At 53.7% G+C, this 16,347-nt stretch carries 19 protein-coding genes; 5 read left to right on the forward strand and 14 right to left on the reverse strand.

Going from position 1 to position 16,347, the window contains the following annotated elements; genetic code table 11:
• Nucleotides 1-25: 25 nt before the first annotated feature.
• Genes ACX5K5_RS01980 through ACX5K5_RS01995 form a run of 4 tightly spaced genes read right to left on the reverse strand, consistent with a single transcriptional unit; the run spans nucleotide 26 to nucleotide 2,463 of the window.
• Nucleotides 26-517: a MogA/MoaB family molybdenum cofactor biosynthesis protein gene (locus ACX5K5_RS01980; protein ID WP_459174935.1), complete on the reverse strand. Its 492-nt coding sequence runs from the start codon at nucleotides 515-517 to the stop codon at nucleotides 26-28.
• Nucleotides 507-983: a cyclic pyranopterin monophosphate synthase MoaC gene (gene moaC / locus ACX5K5_RS01985; RefSeq protein WP_096255084.1), complete on the reverse strand. Its 477-nt coding sequence runs from the start codon at nucleotides 981-983 to the stop codon at nucleotides 507-509. The genes ACX5K5_RS01980 and moaC overlap by 11 nt, the downstream gene beginning before the upstream one ends.
• A complete protein-coding gene (locus ACX5K5_RS01990; RefSeq protein ID WP_459174936.1) occupies nucleotides 976-2,208 on the reverse strand; it encodes a molybdopterin molybdotransferase MoeA in 1,233 nt (410 codons plus the stop codon). The genes moaC and ACX5K5_RS01990 overlap by 8 nt, the downstream gene beginning before the upstream one ends.
• A 3-nt stretch (nucleotides 2,209-2,211) precedes the next feature.
• Nucleotides 2,212-2,463: a MoaD/ThiS family protein gene (locus tag ACX5K5_RS01995; RefSeq protein ID WP_459174937.1), complete on the reverse strand. Its 252-nt coding sequence runs from the start codon at nucleotides 2,461-2,463 to the stop codon at nucleotides 2,212-2,214.
• Nucleotides 2,464-2,502: 39 nt separating this feature from the next.
• Between ACX5K5_RS01995 and ACX5K5_RS02000 the strand changes: the two genes are divergently transcribed.
• Together ACX5K5_RS02000 and ACX5K5_RS02005 are read left to right on the forward strand one after the other, a co-directional pair.
• Complete coding sequence (locus ACX5K5_RS02000; protein ID WP_459174938.1) at nucleotides 2,503-3,675, forward strand: ThiF family adenylyltransferase; 1,173 nt, start codon at nucleotides 2,503-2,505, stop codon at nucleotides 3,673-3,675.
• A 2-nt stretch (nucleotides 3,676-3,677) separates the two neighbouring features.
• On the forward strand, nucleotides 3,678-4,085 hold the full coding sequence (locus ACX5K5_RS02005; RefSeq protein WP_443458543.1) for a molybdenum cofactor biosynthesis protein MoaE: 408 nt from the start codon (nucleotides 3,678-3,680) through the stop codon (nucleotides 4,083-4,085).
• 493 nt (nucleotides 4,086-4,578) lie between these two features.
• Here ACX5K5_RS02005 and ACX5K5_RS02010 read toward each other — a convergent pair whose 3' ends face one another.
• Nucleotides 4,579-5,040 carry a hypothetical protein gene (locus ACX5K5_RS02010; protein ID WP_459174939.1) on the reverse strand — a complete coding sequence of 154 codons (462 nt, stop codon included), beginning with the start codon at nucleotides 5,038-5,040 and terminating at the stop codon, nucleotides 4,579-4,581.
• Nucleotides 5,028-5,687 carry a hypothetical protein gene (locus ACX5K5_RS02015; RefSeq protein ID WP_459174940.1) on the reverse strand — a complete coding sequence of 220 codons (660 nt, stop codon included), beginning with the start codon at nucleotides 5,685-5,687 and terminating at the stop codon, nucleotides 5,028-5,030. Before ACX5K5_RS02015 ends, ACX5K5_RS02010 begins: the two co-directional genes overlap by 13 nt.
• A gap of 558 nt (nucleotides 5,688-6,245) precedes the next feature.
• Between ACX5K5_RS02015 and ACX5K5_RS02020 the strand changes: the two genes are divergently transcribed.
• Together ACX5K5_RS02020 and ACX5K5_RS02025 are read left to right on the forward strand one after the other, a co-directional pair.
• Nucleotides 6,246-6,860 (forward strand): recombinase family protein, encoded by a 615-nt coding sequence (locus tag ACX5K5_RS02020; protein ID WP_459174941.1) that lies wholly within the window; start codon nucleotides 6,246-6,248, stop codon nucleotides 6,858-6,860.
• Nucleotides 6,861-7,293: 433 nt separating this feature from the next.
• On the forward strand, nucleotides 7,294-7,464 hold the full coding sequence (locus ACX5K5_RS02025) for a hypothetical protein (protein ID WP_459174942.1): 171 nt from the start codon (nucleotides 7,294-7,296) through the stop codon (nucleotides 7,462-7,464).
• Between the two features lie 209 nt (nucleotides 7,465-7,673).
• On the opposite strand, the gene ACX5K5_RS02030 is transcribed toward ACX5K5_RS02025, so the two are convergent.
• The 7 genes from ACX5K5_RS02030 to ACX5K5_RS02060 all read right to left on the reverse strand — a co-directional run bounded on the left by ACX5K5_RS02030 (nucleotide 7,674) and on the right by ACX5K5_RS02060 (nucleotide 14,504).
• Nucleotides 7,674-8,180 carry a hypothetical protein gene (locus ACX5K5_RS02030; RefSeq protein WP_459174943.1) on the reverse strand — a complete coding sequence of 169 codons (507 nt, stop codon included), beginning with the start codon at nucleotides 8,178-8,180 and terminating at the stop codon, nucleotides 7,674-7,676.
• A 325-nt stretch (nucleotides 8,181-8,505) separates the two neighbouring features.
• Complete coding sequence (locus tag ACX5K5_RS02035; RefSeq protein WP_459174944.1) at nucleotides 8,506-9,057, reverse strand: hypothetical protein; 552 nt, start codon at nucleotides 9,055-9,057, stop codon at nucleotides 8,506-8,508.
• A gap of 697 nt (nucleotides 9,058-9,754) precedes the next feature.
• The gene (locus ACX5K5_RS02040; RefSeq protein ID WP_013350364.1) at nucleotides 9,755-10,015 is read right to left on the reverse strand and encodes a hypothetical protein; all 261 of its coding nucleotides are present in this window, start codon (nucleotides 10,013-10,015) and stop codon (nucleotides 9,755-9,757) included.
• Nucleotides 10,016-11,377: 1,362 nt separating this feature from the next.
• On the reverse strand, nucleotides 11,378-12,049 hold the full coding sequence (locus ACX5K5_RS02045) for a hypothetical protein (protein WP_141392843.1): 672 nt from the start codon (nucleotides 12,047-12,049) through the stop codon (nucleotides 11,378-11,380).
• Entirely contained in the window at nucleotides 12,049-12,621 is a 573-nt protein-coding gene (locus ACX5K5_RS02050; RefSeq protein ID WP_459174945.1) for a zinc metalloprotease, read from the reverse strand. The genes ACX5K5_RS02045 and ACX5K5_RS02050 overlap by 1 nt, the downstream gene beginning before the upstream one ends.
• A 659-nt stretch (nucleotides 12,622-13,280) precedes the next feature.
• Nucleotides 13,281-13,643, reverse strand: a complete 363-nt coding sequence (locus ACX5K5_RS02055) for a hypothetical protein (protein WP_443450999.1) — start codon at nucleotides 13,641-13,643, stop codon at nucleotides 13,281-13,283.
• A gap of 447 nt (nucleotides 13,644-14,090) precedes the next feature.
• Nucleotides 14,091-14,504: a hypothetical protein gene (locus tag ACX5K5_RS02060; RefSeq protein WP_459174946.1), complete on the reverse strand. Its 414-nt coding sequence runs from the start codon at nucleotides 14,502-14,504 to the stop codon at nucleotides 14,091-14,093.
• Between the two features lie 555 nt (nucleotides 14,505-15,059).
• On the opposite strand from ACX5K5_RS02060, the gene ACX5K5_RS02065 reads away from it, so the two are divergent.
• Nucleotides 15,060-15,557 carry a GNAT family N-acetyltransferase gene (locus ACX5K5_RS02065; protein WP_459174947.1) on the forward strand — a complete coding sequence of 166 codons (498 nt, stop codon included), beginning with the start codon at nucleotides 15,060-15,062 and terminating at the stop codon, nucleotides 15,555-15,557.
• 174 nt (nucleotides 15,558-15,731) lie between these two features.
• On the opposite strand, the gene ACX5K5_RS02070 is transcribed toward ACX5K5_RS02065, so the two are convergent.
• The gene (locus ACX5K5_RS02070) at nucleotides 15,732-16,208 is read right to left on the reverse strand and encodes a GNAT family N-acetyltransferase (protein WP_459174948.1); all 477 of its coding nucleotides are present in this window, start codon (nucleotides 16,206-16,208) and stop codon (nucleotides 15,732-15,734) included.
• Nucleotides 16,209-16,347: the final 139 nt, after the last annotated feature.

Raw genomic sequence — 16,347 nt, forward strand, 5'->3', positions numbered from 1 at the left:
TTCAGCCTTCCTAGTGCAAAGATCATTAGCGTGGACCGTGGCCGGTGCCGCCGCTGCGCTGAGTCAGCAGGTGCTCCAAAATTGGGTCCAGCACGGCCAACCCGTCCTTCACCCCGCCGGTGGAACCTGGCAAGGTGATCACGAAGCAGTCCCCGGCGAACCCGGCGACCCCGCGGGTAATGATGGACAGCGGTGTTGAGGCTTCGCCGCGGCGGCGAATGGCCTCGATAATTCCGGGCAACTGCACGTCGAGCAACGGAGCCACCATTTCGGGGGACTGGTCATCGGGGGAGACCCCTGTCCCGCCGGTGATGATCACTACTTGGACGCCACGAGCCAGCAACTCATCTACGGCAAAACGCACCGGCTGCCCATCGGCAACTACCTGTGGTTCACCGGTTTCAAAACCATGCTCGGTCAGCCACTCGGTAATCAGTGGCCCGGTCTTATCCGCCGCGGTTCCTGCTGCGGCACCGGTGGAGGCGACAACCACCGCAGCGCTACGGTCAGTCTCCACGAACCCAGTCACCGCTCTTGCCACCAGACTTAGCGACTACCTTCACCGAGCGGACCTCGGCATGCTTGTCCACGGCCTTGACCATGTCATAGAGGGTCAAGGCGGCCACGCTGGCGGCGGTTAAGGCTTCCATTTCCACCCCGGTGACACCCTTGGTGGTCACCTGTGCGGAAACGCGCACGGCCGAATCCTCTGCTGTGAAATCAATGGACACTTTGGAGATGGGTAGTGGGTGGCACAGCGGGATCAGTTCCCAGGTGCGCTTGGCGGCCATGATGCCGGCGACTCGGGCGGTGCCTAGTGCTTCGCCCTTGGGCAGGTTTCCGGTCATCAGCATTTTAATGACTTCCGGGCGGGTAACGAAGATGGCCTCGGCGGTAGCTACACGCTTAGTGACAGCTTTGTCGCTGACATCGACCATATGGGCGCTGCCGTCTTCGCGTAGGTGGGTGAGTTTCTCAGACATTCATTCTCCAAATTTCAACACTTTGCCCGGCGGTCAGTTCGCTGACTCCTACCGGGATGTGCACCAGCGCGTCGGCGCGGGCCAGGTCGTGAACCAGATGGGAGCCTGGATCCAAGATGGTGACCTGACCCTCGCGGAGCAGTGCTCGGCGCATCTGGTGTTTATGTTCCGGGGAGCTCACCGATTGTGCCAATGGATAGTGCTCCGGTTGTGGTTCAGGCAATCCATTGAGCACGCGCAGTAACGGGGTGAGGAATAGTTCAACCGAGAGTAGTGCGCTGACCGGGTTGCCCGGGAAACACAGCACTACGGAGTGCTCCAGCCGGGCGAAGCCCTGTGGCCCGCCTGGCTGGATGGCCACATGGTGGAAATTGCCTCCGCGTCCGGCGAGCGCCTGCCGGACCACTTCGTAAGCCCCCGCGCTGATCCCACCAACGGTGAGTATCAGATCGACTTGTTCTTGGAGCTGGTCGATAGCCACCGCGAACCGGTCTGGGGCATCGGGCAGCTGGAGGGTGCGCACATCCACACCGTAGCGGCGCAGCAGGGCCGCGAGCATCGGGGAGTTCGCATCAGGGATCTGGCCTTCGGCCGGGTTGGGGCCGCCCAGCTCGTCCCCGGTGGTGCACAGTGCTACCTTCAGTGTCCGGCGCACCGGGATTTCGGAGAGGCCGCTGGAGGCCAGTGCGGCGATCATGGTGGGGGTTAGCCGGGTGCCCGCAGAGGCTACCAAGGCTCCGGCGCCCAGATCCTCGCCGGCCTCGCGGATGAACCGGCCTGGTTTACTCGGCGCGGTGAACGTAGCCTGCCCGGACGGGGTGCCTTGGTGCGCCCGAACCAGATCCGGGAAGCTTCCGGTACTGCTTTCTTCCACGGGGATGATGGTGTCCGCGCCCTCGGGAATCATTGCCCCCGTCATGACCGGGCTGACGCTGCCCGGTAGCAGGGTGATCCGGCGATCCCCGGCGGCTGCGGTGAATCCTAGGGGCAGGATCACCGGGCAATCAGCGGAAGCAGAAGCCAACTCTGCGCTGCGTGCGGCATAGCCATCCATCTGCGAATTGGTGAAGGCAGGGATGGGCAGGGCAGCGAACAGGTCTTCGCTGGTGACCCGATCGCAGAGTTCGGTGCTGGTCACCGTAAGCAACTGCGTGCCGAGATTGCTGAAGACCGGGCCGAGTAGTTCTGCGAGCTCGGCGCGATGGTTTTTAAGGGTGCAGGACATGGATTATCCGCCCGCAAACGGGGGAAGCACATCCACTGTCAGTTCGTCGGCCGAGCCCAGCTCGCCGGCATCGCGGCGCACCACGCCGTTGATCAGGAAGCTTCCGGCACGCAGCACCTGGGCCATCGCCGGGCCATAGGCTTCGGTGAGCTGCGCACGCAGCTGGGACAGGGTTTCGGGCCGATCCCAGGTCTCCTGTTCGGTGCCCGCGGCCGCCGCGGCGGCCGCGAAGTAGCGTATCGTAATCTTCGACATGACTTCATGCTATCGCGCCAGCGGGCGGAGGATCCGATTATGAGCGAAGGCTACTTTCCCGCCCTCGTTGCCCCGGGGGTCGAACTGAGCGACGAGCAGGCCCAACGCGCCGCGCGCCAGCTCTCGCTGCCCGGATTCGACTCCGTCTCCCAGCGCCGGTTGGCCGCAGCCCGGGTGCTGGTGATCGGCGCCGGCGGGCTGGGCAGCGCGTGCATCCCGTATCTGGTCGGGGCCGGGGTGGGCACCATCGGTATCGTGGATGATGACGTGGTGGAGCTGTCCAATCTGCACCGCCAGATCACCCACACCACCGCGAATATCGGGGTGGCCAAAACGGCCTCGCTGGCTGAAGCGGCCAAGGCGCTGGATCCGAACGTACAGATTATCGAGCACAACCTGCGCCTTGATTCATCCAACGCGCTATCGATCTTTGCGAACTATGACCTGGTGATTGATGGCAGCGACAACTTCCCCACCCGCTACCTGTCCAATGACGCAGCACAGCTTTACGGCATCCCGCTGATCTGGGGATCCATCTTGCAGCACCACGGCCAGGTATCCGTCGCCTGGCACGAGCACGGCCCGGGCTACCGCGACCTGTTCCCGGTGCCGCCCGCCCCGGGCACGGTGCCGGACTGCGCCGCCGGGGGAGTGCTGCCCGGATTGTGCGGAACCATCGGATCGCTGCTGGCCACCGAAGCGCTGAAGCTGATCGCCGGCATCGGGACACCGCTGGTGGGCAAGGTACTGATCTATGATGCGCTGGCCGCCAGTACCCGCACCCTAGAATATTCGCGTGACCCGCAGGCCACAGAAGTCACCGAGCTGATCGACTATGTGCTGTTCTGCGCCGGAGCGCTGCCCGAGGTGCAGGGAATCGATGCCGCTGCGCTCGCCGAAGAACTGGCTGGCACCGATGTGCCGGTGCTGCTCGATGTGCGCAATGAAGATGAACGCGTCGAGCGGCACATTGCCGGTTCGCTGTTCATGCCTTTGCCTGACTTAGAAGCAGCCATTGAAGCTGGCGCGGCACTGAATCAGATTCCCGAGCACGTCACCGTGTACTGTGCCCGCGGGCCGCGCTCGCAGCGAGCCGCAGCATTGCTGGCCGGCCGCGGCATAGACGCAAATTATCTTGACGGCGGCATCCCGGCCTTGGCCGCGGTGGCCCCGAATCTGCTGGCCGAACCCTCGAAGACTGAAGGAGCCTGATTATGAGCTACGCCCTGATTACCGAAGAACCCATCGACGAGGCGGCCGTGCGCGACGCGGTGCAGTCCGATACCGCCGGGGCCGTGGTGCTCTTCCACGGGATCATCCGCAACCATGACGGCGGCCAAGCGGTGAACTCACTGGATTATTCGCACCACCCGCAAGCTCAGGACTTCTTGGAGAAGGTCATCGCCGAGGAAGAAGAACGCACCGGGCTGAAGCTCTCGGCAGTGCACCGGGTGGGTCCGCTGAAGATTGGTGACGCCGCGTTGGTGGCTGCCTCGGCGGCGGCTCACCGCAAGGAAGCATTTGACGCCATTGAGAACCTGGTGGAGCGCATCAAGGCCGAGGTGCCGATCTGGAAGAAGCAGCACTTCACCTCCGGCAGCTCCGAATGGGTTGGGCTGTAGCCCTTTTGTCCTTGGCCACGGCCTGGCCCGGCAGAGAGTCCTCCGCCGGGACACTGTGGACATGCCTCCACCGGTGCCAGTGGAGGGGCCTCGCTGCGGTCCTGAATATTGCCCGCCGCCTGGGCCCGTGTAGTTATCGCGTGGCCAAATAGTCGTATACAGAAGGTACCTGGAGCTGCCGACATTTTGTGTCTGAAGTCGAGGGATCGTTTCGAGTCGTAATTTGCTGCACTGGGGTTTTGCGACGATATGCACTCTGTCATTTTCTGCAGTCGACTTCTGAAAATGACACTATGTGAAACGACAGATTTGGTCTCTGTGCAGTGTCTCAAAAAACTTTAGTTTGTTGAGACAACACGGATAGGATCAAGCAGGCATCTAACCCGATACCATCTCCTGCAACGTGGCAAGCAACATGAAGAGGGGCCGCACCTGGTAGGTGCGGCCCCGTCATGTCTGGCAACTTCAGGTATTGGCGTAGGGTGCTGGATACTTATTCCAAAAGCTCTCCGACGCCACGAAGGTTTATTTCACCGAGGGTAACGATGTGCAGGTATTGTTCCGGTGCTTGCTGCTCAGCGGCGTCCCGACTGCAATATAGAGCCGTGGGCTGTGGATTCTCCATGATCCCGAAGATTGGATTCCCATCGGCGTCCTCATCGTACGATGACAAAGTAGTATGCGTCAGATACAAAACGCAGCCATCTACCAAGTCTATGCTTTCGGCATCCTGCACCTTTCGGGCTTCCCAGCTGACTTTAGTGTCTGGATACTTTTCCTGAATCGCAAAGCATTCACGTTCACTGGCCACGATCGCAATTATTGGCTCTATGTATTCAATATCTGGAAATGGGCTGGGTTGTTTCCCATAGACGACGTAGACCATCAGTTCCTCTGAATATTTCGAGCCAAGGCGAATCTTGATTTTTGTCAGGATGCTGCTTAGAGACGGCATGGAACCCCCTTCTGTACAGGAGCGTAGGCATCAGCATAGTAAGTCTTGCCTTTGTAGACAATAGTTCCGAGAGCGCGACCTGACCAAGTGGTTTTTTTCGCAGATTTACATGACAGTGCGTGATTTGTCTGCTCGAAGACAGCAGAGTAATAAGTGCCGTTATGTTTACCGGCTTTTATCTTTTGGGCTGACTGGCTAATATCAGGGCCACCCTTGACCCACCAGGCTAACCGCTTAAATCGCGCCTGTGAAGAATGCTTGATCGCGGTGACTTTCGTGGTGCAATAGGTGGTGGATTTGAAGCCACCCGTACTATAGTTCCCAGATTTTCTGGTGTGAAAACCTGCGGCAACGATCTTGCAAGGCCCATAATTCACTTTTGCCATGGCACCCACATTGAATCCAGCTTTGCGTAGTTCGTCCATCTTATCCATCTTGGCTACTGCATCGGCAGGCGATTCCGCTTCGATGTAGTTCGATTCCGTAGGGGTTTTCTCGGGGAAGAAATCTTTCGTTGAAAGGGCATATTCCGAAGACTGCTGCACCGTATGGGTGTCGCTAACAGGAATTTCAACAGCCTGCGCCATCCCCGGTAATACAGCTACCAAAGACAACGCAAGGGGTAATGTTACAAAAGTAAAATTCATCGTTATGCCTGACGCTTGTAGTTTAAACTTTTGGTTCTGGGCTCAATATTTTTATTATCTTCAATAGTGTAACTTCTTGCCTAGAGTTTTACCACGATGCACCTTAACAGCAGGCTGAAAGTTCATAGTCTTCGGTAAGGGCTGATTCGAGGCATCGGTCAGGTGCGGCATTGCGACCTATCGAAGAAATTAGAACGGTGACAGGCGAGATCACTATTGATCCAAGCCAAGCCAGGTCATTGAATTTGAGCGCCAAGGCCGCGGGGTGTGTGGTCCTTAGGAACTTTGGACTTTCTGATGCCCTTGACGGCCCTGATTGCAGGCTTCCTGAGCTGACGTCACCTCGACGCGCATGCTCTCCATCTCACGGTCGATGCCTTTAGCTTCGAGATTTTGGACCGTGCCCTCGCGTTTCTCGGCGCTCACATATAAAGTCCCGTTTATGGCCGGCTAAAACCGCCACTTGGAGATGCGATTTAGCCGTCAAACGAACCTAACAGTCATAGTATTTTTTCCTTGTCACGTAAATGACCGTATAAATGACAAGGGGTCCAAGCCATGAAAATCGGCTACATGCGAGTGTCCAAGGCCGACGGATCGCAAAGCACCGACCTGCAGCGCGACGCGCTCTTGGCCGCAGGAGTCGATCCGTCGAAGCTCTACGAGGACCACGCCTCGGGGAAGAAAGACGATCGGCCGGAATTGGCTTCCTGCTTGAAGGGGATGAATGCGGGAGACACCTTGTTGGTGTGGAAACTTGATCGTCTGGGCCGGGACCTGCGCCACCTGGTGAACACGGTCCACAACCTCACCGAGCGGGGCATCGGACTCAAGGTCCTCACCGGCGAGGGCACGGCCATCGACACCACCACGGCCTCGGGCAAGCTTGTCTTTGGGATCTTCGCCGCCCTGGCCGAGTTCGAACGCGCGCTGATCTCCGAGCGCACTGTCGCCGGCTTGGCATCGGCCCGGGCCCGCGGACGCACCGGGGGCCGCCCCTACAAGATGACACCAGCTAAGGTCCGCCTGGCTATGACAGCCATGGGCCAACCCGAAACGAAGGTCGGCGCACTGTGTGCGGAACTCGGAGTGACCCGCCAAACCCTCTATCGGCATGTTTCTCCGACGGGCGAGCTGCGGTCCGACGGAGTGAAGCTCCTGAAGTCGCAGTAGACCCGCCCGCACAAACAGCGGCTGGCGCCGCCGCTTTGATCCGCGAATTGCGTCCCTGACAGCGTTCCGATTCATGCCCCGTCATCGGTCGTTTCACCGGATAAGGCAAACGGGACGGTCGACTTTCCTGTGAATCCAAAAAATCTTAAATTGGAAGTCAGACGTGGGTGCGTTCCATTTGAGGACCCTCTTACGGTACGGTCCGAAATGCCAATCCGGACAAACCCCTATCGGGACGACGCGACTGTTCAGAAGGTCACGGGGTGCTCTTGGTGGTTCCGCTTACGGACAGGCAGTAATTAGGCCATGCCAATTGGTTCTGTTCTTGATGAAGCAGAAATGGAGAACGGTTCTAGAGAGCCGGTGAACTGGTCCGCTCGATTCGTAAACGGTCTTCTCGACGAAACGCACCCCGACTAGATACGCTAGTCAGATGAATCCCCTGGAACCAAACGCATACGAGATCATCCTCTATATCGTAGGAGCCGCCTTCTTTATCCTCATCGTTTGGGTGCTCGTCAAGGTTTGCAAGAATGCTTCTAAGGCTTCAAAGTCGGCCGACGAGATTTCGCCGACCATGAAAGACGAAGATTCTGAGGCCTAATAGTCCGCGGTAGCGTATTCAGCTACCAGACAATGGCACCTGCATCAGGTGTCTAGAAGTCGTAGATAACGACAACGCCTCGGTGTCCCAGTAGACGTTCCCCTTGCGGACGGGTGTTGCCATATCTTCCAACAACAAGCTGCGCGCCGTTAAGCATGTGCCTCAGCAAAGCCTTAGCTTACGATTTTTCTCGTTTTCTGCTGCGACTGCTAGTTAGCCTTGCTGAGCACTGCATCCCGCTTGTCTATGAAACGCAGTATTACTCTGAGGGCCAGGAACGCGATGACGAAGCAAACAACGATAAAAATCCCGCCGGTCACCACGATTTCTTTGGGCACCTCTTCAACGCCCCAGACAAGGGCAATAGCCGGTATAAATCCTGCGACGGCTGCACCTACTCCAGCGGCCAAGGCTTGGCGGTTCCCTGATGAAGTCGGATGCCGAAGATCTTGAATGGCCAAGCTGATGAATGAGCCTGTGCCTGGGATAAGAGCTATGATCGTTCCAAACACCGTGCCATAAAGGATGGGTATCAGGGCATAGCCCACGGGGCCTCCCCATGCGCTAAGCCCGTCAGAATCGCCGGAGCTGTCGAGGATGTCCGGCAACACCGAAAGCCCGCCGCCGAGGGCACCCATGAGTGCTCCTGCCAGCAAGGCCACAATGAGCATCGGGAAGAACAACGTGGACAATTTTTGAGCTGGGACCGGTACCATAAGCAAATCCTAGGCCTTGGTTGCGTTATTCCTTCCTCAGCTTTGGCGGGCGCGTCATTATTGAGCGACGCGCAGCACAGGAACGACATGCTCGCACCTTGCGGGCCCAGTGCACCGGCACAGGCCGAATATGGAATCTGCACGGCTCAAACCATCCCGCAGAGGCTTCGGCTTACGGGCGGACAAAACCGCCTTTTACTGCTGCAATTAAACCGTCAAACTAGGCTACCCGCTACACTCTGCAACCCGATTGTTGACGACTACGGGCAGAAGCTCAGGCGGCTTTGAACATTGAGAGGAATGCTTATAAAGTGTTACATTCCGATCAGTAAAGTATCGGATTCTCCACGATTTCAAGATTCTTGACAGTGTAATTTTTGTAATTCCATGTCATTCGAGTGACGTAGCAAAGCTGGCTGTCAACCACCACTTCATATGATCCGTCGCTATCACCATCTGGACCAAGCATCGTTATTTCTAAGATGAATTCGTTTTCGTTGCCTCGTGCAACTGAGATTATTTTGTGTGTGTCTGTCGGACCACCCCAAATGGGCAAATCGAGCGGACGAAACATAGCTAGTTCGGGGGTAGCTACCGGGATTCTCCACTCGTCATCTCGGATGACAGGCGAATCGTTGGCCTCAATAATTAGAGTTTGGCGTGTACCTGTCTGGTATACGATCTCGAATTTCGACCAGTCATCGTTTCGCACTGTCCGGTAGGTGGATTCTTCGACGCGAGCTTCAACGATATAAGTTTTGAAATTAGCGTGGCCACTACCCTTGATTTCCACCGTGGCCTTAATGCCAGGGCGCTCGTCAGCTTCACGCAATAAACCCACGAGTTCGACCAGTAGTGAGAAATCAGTATCTGACATTTTGAACCTTTCAAGTATTCGTCTACTAAATGATCCAAAGCGTACATGTGTAAGTCACGCAGCTGGGATCTGGACACGTAGTCTACTCATCGTCTAAAAACGGTTTTCGGTGGCGCAAAAGTCGTTTGCCGCAGGAAAACGACACCTATGAGAAATGAGTGCTACTTAGATCGCATGGATTGTTCGGTGTCGCAGCCGCATTGTTAGTTGCTCTGTCTTGCCGGACGGAAAAGTAGGAATTTCAGACTTCCGGTTGAGGATCTCCGGTGCATATTGGAGTGTTTTCAGACTATGCGTTTGTGCATGGATGCGAATGTCCCGTAGAAGGTTCCGCTTACGGGACACCTGAATCGTTAAATAACGGTGCGGCACAAGTGACCGATGAAAATACCCGGTGCATCGCCCTAGGAATCTGCTTTAAGTGTGTCAAAAACGAACGATATTCACACAGTGAGAGCTACGCCCCGACATATTGTGCCCTGTATTGTGTGAAGTAACGGATGCGGCGCATTAATTGTCCAGTTGGTGACTGGACAATTTCGAGGAGCTTCATCATCGGCACTTGTGGTTGATACATGTCCCAGATCGAACGAGAACTACCCAATGATTACTCTGATGCTCTGTTTGCATCACGGTTGCTTGATGAACCTTAGCGTCAACCAAACCTTCAGCAGACCCGCTGTTCCTCAGATGAGCGTCAGTTGACGTAAAGAACCGTTTGATACTGAGGCATGTAACCGATGTATTGCTCGCCCTTGCAATACCGCTGAATACTGACCGTGTAACCCTTGTTTCGGAGGTGCTTCACCCGAGCATTGGTTTCAGCTTTGCAAATTTGCAGGTTGTTGTACCACCGAGTCTGGGTGTCCGCTTGGGCTGCAGGAGCTAAAGCCACCATCCCGGCGGTCAGGCAGAGCGCTGTCGCCCCGGCGGTCACCATCTTCTTAATCTTCAGCACAGTTCGGTCTCCTTTATTCACATCAATTCGGTTTTATTAAAGACTAACTTGCTATTGTGTTCAGTCAACCCTAACTTGGCCATTAAAGCCACAAGAATCAGGCCTACGCGAGCACGATTTTCTGACATGTTGGCATTCACCCCAGTTCGTATAGTCGAGGGGCTCGTTGCCGGTTTATTTTGCTTTGTTTGGCAGAAAACATGAGAAAGCGTTCCGGGTGGCCCGGAACGCTTTGCTCGACCTCGCGAAAAGGTTATTCAGTTATGTGCGCCGTGTGAGTTCGCATCTCGATCATAAGCCGAGCAGGTGGAGCAACACAGGTCTACTCGGGGAGATTCAGGTAACTCTCAGAATTCTAGTTGCAGCACGTGCAAGAACGCTGTTGCTGCATGTATCTATTGGATCGGGATAGTTACCGTGCAAGGTCTGAAAAGTTTCATGGGTTGAAGAGGGCGGCGAGACTGAGCTAAAGGGTTCCGCTCGCCGCCCTGATTCTTCATTTTACCTTGTTGCTCATTTTCCTGAATCGGGCGTCCGCTGGCGCGGCCGGCTGCGGACCGGCCTGGCGGCCGGTCTTCTTTTCAGTTTTTGCTGCTGTCCTTCGGAGTGTACGGGCCACCTCCAAACCCACAAGCCACTCGCTGCGCTTCGGGCGTGCTCCACCCACAAATTCATAGGGCCGCACTCCTTCGTCGCTTCTTCCGGCCAAAGATTTTCTGGTTTCCGCACCCCTGTCGGGTTGATGGGTTTTGCGGCTGGCCCCGCTTCATTTCATTTCGCCAGCAGGCAAAAAACAACTGGGGGAGACGTTGGGCAGGTGGTTAGTTCCCTGTCCCTCTCACCCAAGGCGAAAGGAACCAAAAGATGCAGGCCAAAACCAAAGACACCCAGGAAACTGTCGCCGTCCCAGCCATGCCCGAGCGGGACGTCTACGGCGAGGTTTTGTACATCAGGGGCAGCCAGCTTGGAACTTCATTAGAAGTCTCATATCGACGCAATCATGGAAAGCTGATTCAAAAATTATTAGGGGGGCCATTCAGTTGGATGGGTCCTAGCGAATATCCGGAAGGTAGAGGGGTTCGACTTTGGACCTCGCCGTTGTACTGAACGATATCTCTACAGCACAAACAACAACCCACAAACGATCATTTGTGGAAAGGTCGATATGACCACGAAAACTCCGGCCCGTGACCCCCAGCCAAATGCGGCTGAGGGTCACAACTTACACATGTGTACTGATTTGTCCGGGGAAGAAAACCGCAAAAATTGCTCGGAGATCAATAACCGGGTCTTACGATACGGCCCAACATGCGCACCGCTGTTGGGTAGCTAGAACTGATCATTTAAGAACAATTGGGAAAGCTAGTTATTTCCCTTATTCAAAGATTTCTTGAACGACTTTATAGTCTTGCCGATACTTTTGCCGTCAACTGTATCGATTTCCCCGGTGGTGGAAACGAAGTTGAATCCTTCTTCGGGATTCACAAGTTCGCGACGACCGCTATGGTTTTCGCCGAGTGACAGCATGATGCGAGTTTTGTCGCTACGCAGAGTTGACGCAGAGAAATTGCGCATATTCGTTGTGTTCTCTTCATCGTAGGTAACTCCACCGCTAGCGCCACCCAGCTGATCCACAAGAATCCTATCGCCAACCTTGGCTTCACCACTGACAACCTCAGTTACTTCGAACTCCGTAACTGTAATGGGCACCCCAGAATCTGCGATAAATTCATTGATCTCTTCCTCAGATAACCCAGCTTGTGGGTTCTTGATTGGATCATCCGAATCAACGCGGTCAGGATAGATCATCTCATCCCACGACTTCACGGGGACCCCGACTACAACGAGGTCACTTTTAGCAGCTGCTGCTAATGGAGACCCGTACGAAGGATAATCAGCATTCATGTGAACCGTCTCTTGGATGGTTTCCTGACCTGACGATTGAGGGGTCGCTGTTGTCGAACCACCAGAACACGAAGTGAGAGCCAGCATAAGGCTTCCAGCAATGGCAGCTAGGGGCAGAAGCTTTCTCATTAGTAGATCCTCTTCACTTCATTTTTGTCGTAAGTCTGTGGTTTATAAATAGTAGATCGATTTCGGCTGTGTTTCATCAAAGATGCAGAACTTGTGCTCGGATTATCAGCCAAGCTCAAGGCATGTCCAAGCTCATGTGTGCCGGTGCTCAGGTACCAAGTTGTACTTACTTTGTTTGGCATGTCCCTGTACAGGGTGCGAGTGTTGACGTAGACGTTGAATTTGGTTGTCTTGAGTGCGCGGTTCCCGGTTGAGGAGTACAGCCCATACCATTCATTGGTGTAGCTTCCGGCGCGCATCGCGTGTGCCGATGAGAGGTTCTTCGAGATTCCAGCCCCTACACCCGCGGAATTCCAGTTGCCTCTACTTTGATCGAACAGGGAGCTCATCGTTGAATTCGCACCGACATATCGAACTGAAAACTTTGTAGTGTACATTCCCCCTGAAAAGTATGTTGCATTTGCTGCTGGAACACTTGTTAGCACTAGCAACATTGAGGCCAGTGCGGCAATAAGCAGCTTCAGTTTTCTGCCCATGTTCATAGTTTGCCTGTCGGTTCTTGATTTTTGCATGATCATCCTGCTTTGCTTTCTGACAAAAGGGACTAGTCGGATGGAACGATGAATTTCGCTGAATTCTGAAAGTTGATAAATTCGATCGACTACCTGAACAATACATCGATGCTAGTCAAGGGTGTTGAAAAATTTCTCTTTTTCTGATTTTGTAACACATTTGTTATAGATCCCTATAAAAAGAATAAAAGCGTATGTGGGAGACGGAACGAACTGTTAATCAGACAGCGGGAATTCAGTGTCAAAGTTCATCAATTTCACAGGGCAATCAGGGGATGCGGTTGGTTGGAGGGTAAACCGGTACCTGGATCTCCAACAATCTCAAGAACTCATAAACGATCGTTTACGCGACAAGAAAACCGCCGATTCATGCAGTAGCGCAAACCGGCGGTTTTTCAATGTTCTCATTTTCCCGAAACCGTGTCCCGAAACCCATCTGTGCCAGAATTACTGGTGACACCATACTGGGAAGCGTTTGATGAAGCGTCCGCGTTGGGTGCTGCTGTGTCGGGGTGCATATCTATCTTACTGTCGGCCTTTATATGAAATTATTAGGCGGTTTCGGTGACAGAATGCTTTGCATCTTCGACATAAGGATCCCGCGCGATCCAGGAAAAACCGAAAATTAATAGTCCTGAACATCCAATGAAATCATTGGGCTAGCGCTTGTTGATTGGAATGGTCGCTTGTTCGGTGAATTTTACAGTGAGCGATTGGTAGCCATCAGCATTGGTGCTGGTGGTTACTTTACGTTCGAGACCTGCCCACTTCGCAGTGACTTCTACCTGTCCTGTTTGTTCGAGCTTCGAAGATCCGTATCCATTCTCAGCATGAAAATCGATATTTGTGTTGCCGATCGTGCCATAGATCTGCGCAGGTACCCGTGTTGTGAAGCACTCTTGGGCATTACAAACATCGATTACTGTTTCTACGCTTAGCTCGGGCTCAGTGCTTTGTGCAGTACATCCGGAAAGAATGATGGAGGCTCCGAGAAGCGTCCATATCAGCTTATTTCTTAGCACTTATAGGAACCTGCCTGACTACTCTTTTGCCACATATTAGAGCTCGTGTTCCAAGAGATGCCAATTGAATAATTGCCGACACTGAAACCGGTAAGTTTGGTGGAATTCCATGAATGCCCATATTTCGCGAATGCTTGGAGGCACTTAGTAGAGTTGGTAGTTAATGTGTAGGTCAGAGTCCCCTTGTAAGTCGGACCGTGACCATATAGCATGGCGTACCCCCAGTCCTGGAAAGCCCACCCTGCTCCGTACTGGTTGTTGGTTTCGAGCCAGCCAGTTTTGGCGCACGAATTGTACGAATTGCACCCTACGAAAGAAACGCCCTTGTTAGTCACGGCACGATTGAAAGTGATGGCAAGCCCATCAGCGCCACCAATTTGAGATTGTGCCCTCGGACATTCTGAGAAAGGCGGGTTCTTCCAGTTATATCGCGCGTAAGCGTAAATTTTACTGCCAGACTTTTACTATCTGAGGTCGGGAGACTGTGATGTCATTGGCGCTACTTGCAGGCCTCGTTACTTTGCAGCCTATGCGTGCAGGCTCTGCAATTTGTAAGAGAGCATCAGAAGGTTTCTCTGTGACAGGAATTGGTTCTAAAGAATCTTCGGCATCCGTCAGACCAAGCGCGGCCATGCGTTCAGGAGTGAACTTGTCTAAAGAAACCAACAGGGATATTTCGTCTCGAAACTGGGCTTCTTGTTCCTCGGTGCGTTGGGATGAATCTACTGGAACGATTACACCGTTGGAAAGAACGACGTGTTGGCCTTCTAGATCCGCGTTGGCAATCACTGGAGCGGTTACTAATAGGGATGCTCCTAAAAAGCCCGCTGCTAAGAAGCGGGTGAAAATTTTTATTTTCATGGTTCCTTCATGGGGGAGAATGAGCAAGAACTAGAGAGTAACACGCTTTTAATAAAGAATAGAGATTTTTTGTCTGTTAAACTTTATGTTTTTCGCGTTTGCGTGGTGCCTTCAGCACGTCATTCCGAGTCTCTTCACTTTGTCATCTTTGAAAAGGAATGAACCCTCTGCGTGACTTAGAATGTATAACGGGATAAGTGACAAATTTTGACCGTGATATGTTTTTCTGAAATTCCGGTGTCACGTAAACGACCATTTTTGGTGTCCCGTATATGGCCCGCGTCACCGGGCATTTTCTCTGGCGGGGTATAAGGGAATCTGAAATCTTTGAAAACTCGGAGTTTCGAAAATTTACCAAGTCAACAGATCAAGTGTCCCGTATAAAGACCGTCTTACGGGACACTTCCATCGAAAGTCAGCTGGGCTTCCTCAACGCGTCAAAAGCATTAGAAAATTTCCTGTAGACCATCAATTTTTTTGGTGATAAATTCGAGCTATGTTCCATTCATGAAGTTTTCTCGCAACCAGTTCAGAAGACCTACGAATGGATTTGTCATGCCCTCCGACGTTTTACGGGCTGATCTTCAACACGCAGATTTCACTCCCGCCGTTTCTTCATATGCGGATATTTGCCAAGCAGAATCATCATCCTCGGCAGCACTAGCTGACGCGTATTTCGCAGCATACCCACCTGGCATTGCGGCCGGAACTCTTGAAGAAGCACAATCCGAGATGGAAGAAACCTTCGCTCACGAATTTGGGCAGCTCCTCGAAAATGCTTCTTTTGTCGCACTACAACAAGGAACGCCGATTGGGGCGATCTTTGTTGTCAAGAAATCGATCTGGGACGAAGGCTTACTCGGCCCATTCATTATTGATCTTTTTGTTGATCCTCGGCATCAGGGGCATGGACTGGGTCGCACCCTGATTGCCGCTGCCATGTCTGCGTGTAAGAAGCATGGAGCGGATACACTGAGTCTGCGAATCGGTGATGGAACTTCCGGTGCTGCTCTGGAGCTATATAAGAGACTTGGGTTCCGCGAATTGGCCTAACCGAATAACGGTGGTGACATGCGTCGGATAGCGAGGCATGACACCACCATAAGACTCCATACAGCGATTTCCTCAACATGCCCGGTCAAGGTTCCCTAATAGGCAGGACACGAGGGAGTTATATACGAGTCAGATTTCAAACCCTACGCGATAAAGGTTCTGTAGGTCTCGCGTTCAATTTTGACGTAAGTCGAGTGTAAATCCGGGGCATTTAGGGAAATCACCGACGTAGTCAGCCTCGAACCCCAAAGATTCGTAGAACAAAACAGACTCGGGGGTCGCCTGCCAATCCAGAATCATCGGAATTGGGCGATCTTTAGCCCATGCGAATGCTGATTCCACCAGTCCACGACCGGTTCCGCTTCTGCGAGCTGTTGGCGTGACGAACAGGTCATGTATTCGTCCAACGCAAAATGAACCCCGGAGCCCAAGCCCGAAGTCTTGAACTGCAACATATCCACTGAGAGCATTCGGCCCGTCTGCTACGGCTACAAACCACCGGGGATCATTTAGCAATCCTCTACATCGAGTTTCGAATTCCTCAATGCATGTTTGTAGTCCCGGCGTGAACATGGTCGTCAATTCGTAAAGACAATCAATATCAGCTTCGGTTGCCGGTCTAGCTGGATTATTGCTAATTGTCATTCTCATAGACTACGGGCTGCTCCTCATCGAGTGACTAGATCGATCTTTTGTACCGATGATCAACTTTTCGCGTGATACCGACCTTTGCTCAGCGATCGAGGATAGCTGTCCCGCAGAGCATTCCTCTTACGGGATACCTAAAACG

This window comes from Glutamicibacter bergerei (assembly GCF_054495185.1).